Here is a 13783-nt window from a genome sequence, read left to right on the forward strand (position 1 = left end):
GCCCCAAAGGTGCCTGCACTATCATTATTCAGGAGGTATTTCTTATGAAACTAAACCGGAATACTGTCAAATCCAAAATAATGAAGACAATCGTTTCAAAATCTGTAAAGGCTGCAGAGCAGAATGCAAATTCCGCCTGCATATGGGTGTTTAATCAACCAGAGCCCCCCAAGGAACTCAGAAAACTCAGAAAATTTTAACCATTACTTTACATAAAACATCGATCCCTTAAAAAATTTTCCATCTAATCCTAAACACTTCATTAAAATTTTCCTGATAACATTAACCATCTTCCCATTTCAGATTACACTAATCCTATCCACTAACATCCCCCACGATCTCTCCAACATATCTCTAACAAACATCGCATACTACGCATCATATATCCTATACGACAGGCAATGACAGCGTAGTCACTTTTCGGGCGGCTAAACCTAAAAAGCAGGCATGATGTCATTACAAAAACAAAGTGACTAATATCATCGCTTGTCATAACACATCAAAAGACTTCCAATAGTCGTATCCCTGTACGGAAAAATGCAACCTGTCGCCCCCCGGCAGCAAACATTTTTCCGTCACCCCCTTTTTTCACGGTGATGATCATTGGTATGCCGTTACTAATCCGAGACAAACAATGAACACATAACGCTTTCAGATCTCTCTTAAAAAAACCATCTCTATAAAACACTTGAAAGACTAAAATCATTTTTCAGAATTTCCTTTTCAATTGCTTGTTTCGCAGTAAATCATACAGTGATTTTTCATATAAGGGAGTTCCGCTTCAGCTCCCGACAAAAAAGTTCGTTCTTATTGAACGGACTTTTTTGTTTTTACACGGCAATTTACAGTTTAGTCACATATATATCTTGACATTTTTGAAAGTAAATGATAAAATATTATCTGTTTAGTACTGCAATAAAGCGGATATCGCCGCCATTAGCTGTACAAACGGATATTGGAGGAATAACATGAAACACTATCTCGAAACCACAGAATCCGTCCTTAAAGAAGTCGAAAGCTCGGCTTCGGGACTAACTGCCGAAGAAGCTGCAAAGCGCCTTGAAAAGGTTGGCAAAAACAAGCTTGATGAAGCTCCGAAGCCTACTTTGCTTGCAAGGTTCATCGAACAGTTCAAGAACCCCATGATACTTGTGCTGCTTGCAGCAGCGATGATCTCCGCCATTACGGGTATCATCTCGGAGGGCAAGCTTGACGCGGACGTATTCATAATACTCTTCGTAGTCATAGCAAACGCAGTTCTCGGCGTATATCAGGAAAACAAGGCGGAATCCGCTATCGAAGCATTACAGGCTATGAGTGCCGCACAGAGCAAGGTATACCGCTCGGGAGAGCTTGTGGTGATACCAAGCTCAGACCTCGTCCCCGGTGACGTGGTAGCTCTCGAAGCAGGCGACAATGTACCTGCGGACTGCCGTATACTTGAAGCAGCTGCACTCAAAGCAGAGGAATCAGCCCTCACAGGTGAGAGCGTGCCCTCGGAAAAGGACAGTGATATCCTCACAGGCGAGGAAGTACCTCTTGGCGACAGAAAGAATATGCTCTACATGGGCAGCAGTATCGCCTACGGACGTGCGGAAGCAGTAGTAGTTGCTACGGGTATGCAGACCGAAATGGGCAAGATAGCAGGCGCTATCGCCAATGCCGACGACGATGAGACTCCTCTCCAGAAAAGCCTTGACCAGCTCAGCAAGATACTCTCTATCGCTGTACTTGTTATATGTATAATAATCCTCGGACTCAATATAGTCCAGATGCTTGTAAAGAACGGAACTATCACGCTTCCCGGCTTCCTTGAATCCTTTATGATAGCAGTCAGCCTTGCCGTTGCCGCTATCCCCGAGGGACTTGCAGCCGTTGTAACCGTAGTTCTCTCTATCGGCGTTACAAATATGTCCAAGCGCGGAGCTATCATACGCAGACTTACTGCAGTTGAGGCTCTTGGCTGCGCTGAGGTCATCTGCTCCGACAAGACAGGTACTCTCACACAGAACAAGATGACAGTCGTTCACGAAAATACCGACGACAAGAACCTCCTTGCAAAGGCTATGGCACTGTGCTGCGACGCTCAGCTCAATTCCGACGACACCGTTGCAGGCGAGCCTACAGAGGCTGCCCTCGTAGCTTACGCTCACAAGTGCGGCTTCAAGAAGTATGAGCTGGAGGCTGCAACACCAAGAGTTGCTGAGGCTCCATTTGATTCACTGAGAAAGATGATGTCCACGGTACACAAGACCGACAAGGGCTATATACAGTACACTAAGGGCGCTCCCGACGAGGTGCTGAAGAACTGCACCCATATGTTCAAGGAGGGCGGCGTCCGCATCATGACCGAGTCCGACAGACTTGAGATACTCCGCCGCAACAAGGAAATGGCTGATCAGGCGCTGAGAGTTCTCCTTGCGGCTTACCGCGAGTACGACGAGCTCCCTACAGACACATCACCCGCAGGACTTGAACACGACCTTATCTACATAGGCATGACAGGCATGATAGACCCTGTACGTCCCGAGGTAAAGGACGCTATCGGGCTCTGCCGCACAGCAGGCATACGTCCTGTTATGATAACAGGCGACCACAGAGATACAGCCGTTGCTATCGCAAAGGAGCTGGGTATCCTCGGAAAGGGTCAGCAGGCTCTCACAGGCGCAGAGCTCTCAAAGATCCCCGATGACGAGTTCAACGCACACGTTCAGGACTACAGCGTATACGCAAGAGTTCAGCCCGAGCACAAGGTGCGTATAGTAAACGCATGGCGCAAGAAGGGCATGACCACTGCTATGACAGGCGACGGCGTAAACGACGCTCCGTCTATCAAGAGCGCTGACATCGGCGTTGGTATGGGTATCACAGGTACAGACGTTACAAAGAACGTTGCTGATATGGTGCTCACCGACGACAACTTCGCAACTATCGTAGGCGCTGTCGAGGAAGGCAGACGTATCTATGACAATATACGCAAGGCTATACAGTTCCTGCTTTCAAGCAACCTCAGCGAGGTGCTCTGCATACTCATTGCAACACTTGGTCTGGGCAAGCTCACAGGGGGCTCATTCGTAATATTCAATCCTGTACATCTGCTTTGGATAAACCTTATCTCAGACTGCTTCCCTGCAATAGCGCTGGGTATGGAGCCTGCCGAGGAGGGCATAATGTCCCGTAAGCCAAGAAGCAGCAAGTCACACATCTTCTCCGACGGATTAGGCATAAATCTGCTGTGGCAGGGTGCAGTTATCACAATACTCACACTGGTTTCCTACGTTATAGGCTATAATACACAGGGTCACGGCGCAGGCATGACAATGGCATTCATCACACTCTGCGTGTGCGAAATGCTCCACGCATGGAATATGAGAAGCCTTAAAGGCTCTATCTTCACCATGAAGAAGCGCAACCTCGTACTCATTGGTGCGATAGCACTTTCAGCTTTACTGACAATCCCCGTGCTCTTTATCCCTGCACTCAGAAATATGTTCTCACTTTCAGCTCTTTCGGGTATGAATTACCTCTGGGCATTCCTTGCAGGCGCTTGCATAGTTCCTATCGTTGAGATAGTAAAGTGCTTCCAGAGAGCAGCTGATAAGAAGTGAGCAGTGAGTAGAAAGTAGTATGGGCGCCCAAAGGGCGTCCATACTTTTTATCCGTCCGCGTCAGCGGACACAATAATTACGCATTACGCATTACGAATTACTCATTAACAAAGAGGTTTTATTATGAGACTGAGACCATACATACCGAGCCACGACTTCGACGCTATAAAGGACTGGGTAACAGACGAACGCACTCACGCCATGTGGAGCGCTAAACATGCTCCCTATCCTCTTGAAAGGACCGCTTTTGACAAGTTCCTCGCAGATATGTACACGAAGCACGGGGACTGTCCCTTTGTGGCGACTACAGACGACGGAAATGTGGTCGGCTTTATATGCTGCGGCGTGAACCTTGACAGCAACGAAGCTATGCTGGCTTTTGTACTGATAGACCCTGCACAGCGCGGCAAGGGCTATGGCAGGGAAATGATACAGCTTGCCGCTAAGTACTGCATTGATATACTGAAAGCAGACGCTGTACAGCTCAATGTTTTCACTGTCAACGAAAAAGCGCGGAAGTGCTATGAGAGCGCAGGCTTTACCGAAAGGATAACGACTCCCAATGCATTCTCATACGGGGACGAGCTTTGGGGCAGATGCAATATGGTGTTTAAGCCATAACGAGTGAGTAGAGAGTAGTGAGTAGAAAGTAGTAGAGGCGGATATTATCCGCACTTTCTTAAATGTTATGTATAGGGACGCGCAATGCACGTCCCTACACTACTCTCTACTTTCTACTCACTACTCAATCGCGGACGCCCCTACTTAGTTCTTAGATCTTAGCTCTTAGTTCTTTCTTACACCGCACCTGTCCGTCAGTGGCGTACAAGCGTATTCACCAAAAACACAGTTTTTGCGGTACTGAAATTCGACTTTCTGTCAATTGATTTCAGAACTGAAATAGCATATAATAGATATTGCTATAAAATTATCAATTATAAAGGAATGATATATATGAGTAATAAGGTCGTTAAATTCGGCGGAAGCTCCCTTGCAGACGCTAATCAGTTCAGAAAGGTAGCCGCTATCATCAAGAGCGATGCACAGCGCAAGTACGTTGTGCCCTCTGCTCCCGGAAAGAGATTCTCCGACGATATCAAGGTAACTGATATGCTCTACAAGTGCTGCGAGCTTGCAAGCAGCGGCGTGGACTTCTCCAAGGACTTCCAGATGATAAAGGACCGCTATAACGGCATTATTTCCGAGCTCGGCATAGATATGTCCCTTGACAGCGAGTTCGACGCTATCACCAAGGAGCTCAAGAACCGTCCCACAAAGGACTTCGCAGCAAGCCGCGGCGAGTTCCTCAACGGCAAGGTGCTGGCAAACTACCTTGGCTTCACTTTTGTTGACGCTGCCGACGTTATCATCTTTGATACAAACGGCACACTTCTCCTCGATGATACAGTAAAGGCTGTACGCGAGAAGCTCAAAGGACTGGACAACGCTGTTATCCCCGGCTTCTACGGCAAGACCACCGAGGGCTTCATCAAGACCTTCTCACGCGGCGGCTCCGACGTTACAGGCTCTATCATCGCAAACGCTGTAAAGGCTGATATCTACGAGAACTGGACAGACGTTTCGGGCTTCCTCGTTGCAGACCCAAGAATAGTTGACAAGCCCGACGTAATCGAGGTCATCACTTACCGTGAGCTCCGCGAGCTGGCTTACATGGGAGCTTCCGTGCTCCACGAGGACGCTATCTTCCCTGTTCGCTCAGCAGGTATCCCGATCAATATCAGAAATACCAACGCTCCCGAGGACGCAGGTACTATGATCGTCAGCGACGACTACAACTTCAGCAAGGAGAGCCTCAGCCACACTATCACAGGTATCGCAGGCAAGAAGGGCTTCAGCACTATCAATATCGAAAAGGCTATGATGAATAACGAGACAGGCTTCGGCATGAAGGTGCTCAAGGTCCTCTATGACAACGGTCTTTCATTCGAGCATATGCCCTCGGGTATCGATACCATGAGCATTACACTCAGCACTGAGAAGCTCGATCCTGTACGCGATAAGGTGCTTGCTGATCTCCGCAAGGCAGTCAATCCCGACCACCTGGAAATCGAGGACGGTATCGCACTTCTTGCAGTCGTAGGACGCAGAATGAAGAACACACGCGGTACTGTTGCGCGTATATTCGCTTCTATGGCTCATGCACGCATCAACGTAAAGATGATAGATCAGGGCTCCAGCGAGCTGAACGTAATCATCGGCGTAAGCGAGAACGACCTCCCTGAGGCTATCCGCCGTATCTACGATATGTTTATCAATTCAGAGAAGCAGTAAGCAAAACCCGTGAACGATAAATCGTTCACGGGTTTTTTAGCTATTAGTCGTTAACCTTAGCCGTTAGCTTGTAGGGGCGCACAGTGTGCGCCCTTCTTAGTTCTTATCACTTTGTACCGTCAACGAGATAGATGAACTTCACGCTGCCGTCCATGCTGTCTGAGATGCCCGAATAGCTGTTGTACTCCTGTGAAGCCTCTCTCAGTGCCTTGAACGTGTCTATCATCTCGGGGAGCGCCTTGTCAACTGCTCCTGTGAGAACTGATATGCCCTCGTCGTTGAACTTTATCATGCCGTCGTTGAGCTCCTTAGCGCCGTCCTCCAGCTTCTGTGTACCGTCAGCAAGAGTCTTGCCGCCCTCTTTGAGAGTACCTATACCGCTGTAAAGAGCTGCCGAGCCGCTTGAAAGCTTGCCTGTGCCGCCGCTGAGAAGCTTTATTGAATCGTACAGAGTCTTAGCGCCGCCGCTGAGCTGTGAGCTGCCGCCGTAGAGCTTTGCAAGTCCGCCGTCAAGGTCTGCCGCACCTGCTGAGAGCTGTCCCAGACCGCCGTTCAGTGTAAGGGAGCCCTGTGAGAGCTGCGCAAGACCACTGTCAAGAGCAGCTGCGCCGTTTGAGAGCTGACCGATACCGCCGCTGAGGTCAAAAGCGCCCTGCGAGAGCTGTCCCAGACCTGCGTTAAGTGAAGCGTTTCCGCCGCTGAGCTGCTGTATACCTTTTATGAGAGAGTCCAGACCGCCTATGAGCTGACCGCTGCCTCCTGCAAGAGTACCGATACCGCTGTCAAGTGCAGCCGCGCCTGTGCTAAGGTCTGCCGCGCCCTTTGAAAGCTGTGCTGTAGAGCCCGAGAGCTGTGAAGCTCCTGCTGCCAGTGCCGCACCGCCGTCATTGAGCTGTGCCAGACCCTGCTGTAATGCTGCTGAGCCGCCCTGTGCAGCTTCAAGGCCTGTGCTGAGCTGTCCCAGACCGCCCCCAAGCTGTGCAGCTCCGCTCTTTACGGAAGCTGCTCCTGTACTGAGAGCGCCGCCCTCAGCCATGGAAGCTGATATCTGCTTCTGACCGTCGATAGTCTGCTGTAATGTGCCTATTGCCACAGCAAGCTCCTGTGAGGGAGACTGCTGATATAATGCCTGCAATGCTGCCAGAGCCTGCTCATTTGCGGCTATGGTAGTATCGAGAGAAGCTCCTGCCTGTGCGATGCCGTCGCTGAGCTGTGAAGCTCCTGCGCTGAGGGTATCTGCGCCTACTGTCAGAGCATCTGCACCTGTCTTTGCGCTTGCAATGCCCTCTGCAAGGCTGTCAGCGCCGCTCTTTGCGGAGCCTATGCCTGCGGACATCTGTCCTGCGGACTCGCTGAGCTTTGCTGCTCCCTCGTTGAGTGCAGCCGCACCTGTTGAGAGCTGTGCGGAGCCGTCCCTGACCTGCTTGCTGCCGTCTGCCAGTGCGCCAACGCCGCCGCTGAGTTTATCAGCGCCTGTTTTGAGAGCTGCTGCGCCCTCGTCCACTTTCTTGAAGCCCTCTGTGAGAGTGTCGGAGCCCGACTTTGCGTCTTTGAGACCGCTGCTGAGAGCGTCTGCGCCTGCGCTGACCTTGCCGAAGCCCTCAACAAGTGCCGCTGAGCCGTTCTTAGCAGAGCCTATACCCTCTGAGAGCTGTGCTGCGCCGCCGCTTACCTGTCCGATACCGTCTTTCAGCTTTGCGGAGCCGTCCTTTGCGCTGCCAAGACCTGCCTCGAATGTTCCTGTGGAATCAGAGAGTGTCTTAGCTCCGTCAGTCAGCTTCTTAGCGCCGCTGTCAAGCTCTGCCGCGCCGTTTTTCAGCTCCGAAGAGCCTGACAGGAGCTTGTCGATGCCTGCGGTGAGGTCGCCTGCGCCGCCGTTGAGCTTCTTGACTCCGTCATAGAGAGAAGCCGTACCGTCGGTGAGCTTTTCTGCGCCGTCGCTGAGCTCTTTAAGCTTGCCCATTACGTCGTCTATATCAACAGACTTGTCAATATCAAGCTGTGAGAATATCTCGTTTGAAACTACAGTAACCGAGGTATTCATCTCGAAGCCCCTAACGTCTGCGGAGAGCTCGAAGCTCTCGGGGATATCAACGTCCAGACCCTCTATCCTGCCAAGGTCAAGGCTCTCGCCCAGTCCCGGGAATGCCATGCCCACAACTATGAGCTTTTCGCCGTCGGAGATGACCTTGCCGTTTGTCACCTCAACGTTGAGATACTTGTCAGTGCTGAGAAGAGCTGCGCTTGCAGCCATGAAAGGAACGTATACCTCTTTTTCGCTGCCGTTTATGTTCTTCTTGACTTTCTGATTGTTCTTGTATGTCCAGCGGATAACAAGGTGTCCGCTCTTGCCAACGATATTCTTGGGCTCGACCTTTTTGCCGTCAAGGAAGTACTCCATAGTCACATCCACAGGGAGCTCCTTATCGGAATTGCCCTTGTAGTAGATATCGTCGCCGTCTGCTTTCCAGCTTATTTTGCTGCCCGATACCTCAAAGGTCTCGTCGCCCTTGACGTTTACGATGTCGCTGAGGTCTGAGATATCTGATATACTTGTCAGTGCAGGAGCATTTTTCAGCCAGTCGCTTACCACTACGTTCTTAACGGAAGAATCACTGTTGCAGAGGACGTAGACTGTCTCGTCCTTGTAGGCGCTCTCGCCGTTATTTTCTCTTGAGGAGCTGTCTGCGGTCTGAGCCTTATCCTTTGTCTCAGCGGGAGTATCCTCTGTCTTGCTGTTGTTTGCGTATGCTATAGAACCTGTTGCACCTGCGGAAACTGCCGCTGCCATAAGGGCTGCCATTATCTTATTGAGCTTTTTCATATCTGTCTCTCCTTTATATGAAGCCTTTCACTGTTTTACGCATTTTTGAATCTGTATTCGTACTTGTTTTTGCTTTCCTTGGGAAGAAATCCCACGCTGGTCTTGCAGATGACCTTATCGAATACCATGAACATTGAGGGCAGTACTGTTATTACTACCACCATGGAGATAAGAGCGCCTCTTGCAAGGAGCATGCACAGCTCCGAGATAAGTCCGATATCGGAGTAGAGTGCAACGCCTACTGTTGCGGCAAAGAAGCCCAGAGCCGATGTGATTATGGACTTTATGGAAGTGCTGAGAGCGATACCCACGGATTCCTTTTTGTCCCTGCCGCTGTGTCTCTCGGTGCGGTATCTTGTTGTCATAAGTATAGCGTAGTCAACTGTAGCGCCAAGCTGTATAGTTCCTATAACGATAGGAGCTATGAATGACAGCTTCGAGCCTGTATAGCAGGCTGTGCCAAGATTTATCATTATTGCCAGCTCGATGACCGATACGAGTATCACAGGAAGTGATACGGACTTGAATGTGAATGCTATGATAAGGAATATAGCTCCGATAGACAGGAAGTTTACCACCTTGAAGTCCTTGTCGGTGATAGTGATAAGGTCCTTTGTTGCGGGAGCTTCGCCTATGAGCATGCCGTTGGGATCGTACTTCTGTATTATCTTGTTCAGCTCCGATACCTGAGCATTTACTGCGTCGGAGGCTACCTCATACTCAGAACCTATGAGCATGAGCTGCCATTCATCGCTTTTGAGTATGCTCTTTATCTCACCGGGAACTACCTCTTCGGGGATAGCCGAGCCCACCAGTGAATTGAAGCCCATTGCGAACTGTACGCCGTCAACGTCTTTCATCTCGCTGAGCATCTTGTTTGCGTCCTTGGCGGTCATATCCGACTTTACCATGAGGATATGTGTGCTGTTCATATTGTACTCCTCGGCAAGCTTTGTGTTGGCGATAACGCTGTCAAGGTGTGCGGGGAGGGTGCTGTCCAGCTTATAGTAAACGCCGTAGTGGCTGTTGCCGTAAACTGCGGGGATAAGCACCACGATAGCCGCTGTAAGGAATATCCATGAGTTTTTTACAATGAAGCCCGATGTGCGCTTGAATTCGGGGAGGAAGTCCCTGTGTGAGGTTTTTGCGATAGCCTTGTCGAAGAGGAGTATCATTGCAGGGAGAATTGTTACGCAGGCGATAACGCCGCATACAACGCCCTTTGCCATAACTATGCCAAGGTCAAGACCAAGTGTGAATGTCATAAAGCACATTGCAAGGAAGCCTGCAACTGTTGTGAATGAGCTTCCGACCACTGATGTGATTGTTGCCGCGATAGCGTGAGCCATTGCCTCCTGTCTGCTGTCGGGGTAGTACTTCTGCTGCTCCTTGTAGCTGTGCCAGAGGAATATGGAGTAGTCCATTGTAACGCCAAGCTGCAATACCATTGCCAGAGCCTGTGTTATAAAGGATATCTGTCCGAGGAAGATGTTGGAGCCTAAGTTCCATACTACAGCGAAGCCAATGCTCAGCATGAAGAACAGCGGAATCAGGAACGAATCCATAGTCACCGTAAGGACTATGCTTGTGAGGATAACTGCGATGACTGCGTAGATAAGAGTTTCGCTCTGTGTCAGCTTTTTCATGTCAAGGGTTATTGCCGACATACCGCTGATGAAGCACTGCTTTGAGGTGATGCTTCTCATTTCCTCAATTGCGTTCAGAGTTCCGTCCGCAGAGGTGGTATCGTCGAAGAATACCGCCATCATGGTGTTGTCGCCCTTGTTGAAGAAGTCGTACACGTCTGAGGGGAGCACTTCTTTCGGGATAGTGCAGTTCGTAAGGGACTGGTAGCAGAGCACCTTTGAAACGTGGTCGATACCCTCTATCTTTTCGGCAGTCGCCGCCACGTCCTTGTCGCTCATGCCCTCCACCATTACAAGGGAGAAGCCGCCCTGTCCGAATTCATCTTTAAGAATGTCCTGACCTACCATAGTGTTTATATCCTTTGGCAGATAGGACAGTATATCGTAGTTAACACGGGTGTTGAGATAGCCCATTGCCGAGGGCAGAAGCATTACCACGCCGAATATAAGTATCAGTGCGCGGTGCTTTGCGATCCATTCACCGAATTTTAGCATAATATCGTTCCTTTCTATATGTTATTCCGAGCGTATATTGAAAGTCCGCGAGCCTTTTATACCTTTAGGAGAATAAGCTAACTGCTGCTTTGGGAAAGGAAACAGAAAGAGGAGTGACTCCGCGGACATTCAATATACGCCCGTGTTCTTGTTATTTCATAGTATATTACAAAACTGACCGATAGTCAACCGAGTTTTAACAAAAAACTGACTTTCGGTCATATTTTTGTAGACCTGCACAATTCTGCCGCAGATTTGCCGTGACCGTTGGTCACTTTTATGCCCTTGACAGGCTCGATTTTTGGGGATATAATAAAAGAAAGTCAGATCATAATTCAGCGCAAAGTTGAGAGTTGAGAATTGAGAATTGAGAGTTAATGTGTTCGCTTCGCTCACATTATTTAAATATTGTCGCCGTAGGCGACACCAAAACTGTCAACTCTAAACTCTAAACTAAATCATAATTTTGCTTCGCAAAATTATGATTTAAAGAAAGGTGTGTATAAATGGGCAAGGTCGATACAAACAAGAAGCTTAAAGAAAATTCCCTGCTGAAAACAGCTTTCGAGTTCTTTACCACAAAGGGCTTCAGTAAGACTTCCATAACCGACATCGTCAGTAAGGCAGGAGTTGCAAAGGGCACATTCTACCTATACTTCAAGGACAAATACGACATACGAAACAAGCTCATATCCCATAAATCAAGCCAGCTTTTCAAAAACGCCATGGCAGACCTCGGCGCAGAGCTGGACAAGCTCTCCTTTGAGGACAAGATAATCAAGGTCATTGACAATATCATAAATCAGCTCAATGCGAACCAGTCCCTGCTCACATTCATATCCAAAAACCTGAGCTGGGGCGTGTTCAAGACAGCTATAACCACTCCCGTTTCCGAGGACGACGTGGACTTTTCGACCATATACGAGAAGCTCCTTTCGGAAGCTCCACAAGGTATAAAGGATCCCGAGATAATGCTGTTTATGATAATCGAGCTTGTAAGCTCCACCTGCTACTCGGTTATACTCTACAAGGAGCCCTGCTCGCTGGAGAAGCTCAAGCCCTACCTGTACAAATCCATAAGGCTTATAATCGCCCAGCATGAAGTTAGTGATTAGTGATAAGAAAAAGGCAGTCCTATGGACTGCCTTTTGTTATGCTTATAAAAAACGCTGTAGGGGCTGATGCCTACATCAGCCCGTCATATAACCATTAATTTACGGGGCGATGTGGGTGACTCCCTACAGTGTAGGGAGATGTCAGCATAGCTGACAGAGGGTCGTCGCTCCTGTTAGGAGATGTCCGTAGGACAGAGGGTACGGGTGCCTGTTAGGCATCGCCCCCTACGATAGGTCATTTGAAATTTTATGGGCTTTAGCGGGCGGGCGGAACTCGCCCCAACACTACCCTCTACTCTCTACTTTCTACTCACTCGCGGGCGGATAATATCCGCCCCTACATGGTTAACGCGTTATGTTCTTAACCCATTTATACTTGACGTAATGCTTGTATACCGCAGGTATTTTCACAAACTCGTCCAGTGTGAGTATAAAAGCTACCGCCAGCACGGGGAGCTTCAGCCAGAATGCGGCTATCATACCCATGGGCACCACCACGCACCAGAGTGTCACAATGTCGCATATCATGCCGAATCTCGTGTCTCCGCCTGCGGGGAACATTCCGCCTATGATAGTGGAGTTAAGCGCGTTTCCGATGATGTAGTAAGCCGCCATGAACATCATATACTTCAAGTAATACTGCGCCTGCGGATTGAGAGTTATCACTTTGAGTATAATCGGCGTCAGCGCAAGTATGACTACTCCCGAGCCTGCTCCTATAATAAGGGACAGCCGCACGAATTTTCCGCCTGCCTTTTTGGCTTCGTCTGTTTCGTTCCTACCAAGCATACCGCCAAGTACGATGCCGACACCCGCCGCGATTCCCCAGCAGAGACTGGCTATAATACAGCGGACGATGCTTGCTATGGAGTTCGCCGCAACAGCGTCGCTTCCCAGTCTGCCCATGATGACGGAGTACATGGTCACTCCGCCGCCCCAGCCAAGCTGATTGAGCAGGATAGGCGCGGTATATTTTATGTAGTCCTTGTGCAGAATACTGTCTTTAAGCACGAACATCATACCAACACGCAGTGGCGGACACTTGCCGCGGAGCATTACCGCAAGGATAAACACACATTCAAAAGCGCGTGCGAGGACCGTAGCCAGAGCCGCACCTGCTATGCCCATTTCGGGGAAGGGTCCCACTCCGAAGATGAGCAGCCAGTTCATAAGGATATTGAATACCACGGAAAGGCTTCCGATAAGGGAGCTGAGCCCTGCACAGTCGCATATCTTCATAATGCCGAAATACGCCTGCGAGAAGCCTGCCAGCACATATGACAGCGCCACGGTGCGCAGGTACACTCCGCCGAGGCGTACAAGTTCGGGGTCATTGGTAAATATACGCATTATGTATTGGGGGAAGATAAGAGCTCCCAGAGTAAAGACAGCTCCCACAAGGAGGGAGTATCTCATGGTCAGCGCGAGTACCTTATCCACGGTCTTGTGGTCCTTTTTGCCCCAGTACTGAGCACCAAGGACGTTGCAGCCCGATATGAACGCCATAAAGAACAGGCTGAACACAAAGGCTACCTGACCTGCGAGAGATGACGCCGACAGGGAGTCCTGATCGAGAAATCCCAGCATAAAGGCGTCCGAAGCCGATACCAGTGACGCCATGAAGTACTGGAAGGCTATGGGCGCTACTATGGTGAATAATTTTTTGTATAATTCTTTATCTTTCATATATCTCCTTTTATTTGTCATTGCCTGTAGGGACGGATACTATCCGCCCGTTATTCATCATCTGTAGGGGACGGCGTCCTCGACGTCCCATTAAGGGACGCCCTCTCTTGCAGGTCC

General features: G+C 49.5%; 8 protein-coding genes. 5 read left to right on the forward strand and 3 right to left on the reverse strand.

Going from position 1 to position 13783, the window contains the following annotated elements:
* The first annotated feature begins 44 nt into the window (after positions 1-44).
* From N774_RS18835 to N774_RS0110470, 4 genes are all read left to right on the forward strand, one after another.
* Positions 45-200, forward strand: coding sequence for a cyclic lactone autoinducer peptide (locus N774_RS18835; RefSeq protein WP_080770476.1), 156 nt, complete (start codon positions 45-47; stop codon positions 198-200).
* A gap of 768 nt (positions 201-968) precedes the next feature.
* Positions 969-3608 carry a cation-translocating P-type ATPase gene (locus N774_RS0110460; RefSeq protein WP_024861199.1) on the forward strand — a complete coding sequence of 880 codons (2640 nt, stop codon included), beginning with the start codon at positions 969-971 and terminating at the stop codon, positions 3606-3608.
* A 123-nt stretch (positions 3609-3731) separates the two neighbouring features.
* Positions 3732-4229, forward strand: coding sequence for a GNAT family N-acetyltransferase (locus N774_RS0110465; RefSeq protein WP_024861200.1), 498 nt, complete (start codon positions 3732-3734; stop codon positions 4227-4229).
* Positions 4230-4562: 333 nt separating this feature from the next.
* Positions 4563-5900 (forward strand): aspartate kinase, encoded by a 1338-nt coding sequence (locus tag N774_RS0110470; RefSeq protein WP_024861201.1) that lies wholly within the window; start codon positions 4563-4565, stop codon positions 5898-5900.
* Between the two features lie 106 nt (positions 5901-6006).
* Here N774_RS0110470 and N774_RS0110475 read toward each other — a convergent pair whose 3' ends face one another.
* Positions 6007-8724: a hypothetical protein gene (locus N774_RS0110475; RefSeq protein ID WP_024861202.1), complete on the reverse strand. Its 2718-nt coding sequence runs from the start codon at positions 8722-8724 to the stop codon at positions 6007-6009.
* A 35-nt stretch (positions 8725-8759) separates the two neighbouring features.
* The gene (locus N774_RS0110480) at positions 8760-10865 is read right to left on the reverse strand and encodes an efflux RND transporter permease subunit (RefSeq protein WP_024861203.1); all 2106 of its coding nucleotides are present in this window, start codon (positions 10863-10865) and stop codon (positions 8760-8762) included.
* Positions 10866-11371: 506 nt separating this feature from the next.
* Between N774_RS0110480 and N774_RS0110485 the strand changes: the two genes are divergently transcribed.
* Positions 11372-11980, forward strand: a complete 609-nt coding sequence (locus N774_RS0110485) for a TetR/AcrR family transcriptional regulator (protein WP_024861204.1) — start codon at positions 11372-11374, stop codon at positions 11978-11980.
* A 345-nt stretch (positions 11981-12325) separates the two neighbouring features.
* Here N774_RS0110485 and N774_RS0110490 read toward each other — a convergent pair whose 3' ends face one another.
* Complete coding sequence (locus N774_RS0110490; protein ID WP_024861205.1) at positions 12326-13666, reverse strand: MATE family efflux transporter; 1341 nt, start codon at positions 13664-13666, stop codon at positions 12326-12328.
* Between the last annotated feature and the right edge of the window lie 117 nt (positions 13667-13783).

Origin of the sequence: Ruminococcus flavefaciens AE3010 (genome assembly GCF_000526795.1) — a bacterium.
Classification (GTDB): domain Bacteria; phylum Bacillota; class Clostridia; order Oscillospirales; family Ruminococcaceae; genus Ruminococcus; species Ruminococcus flavefaciens_D.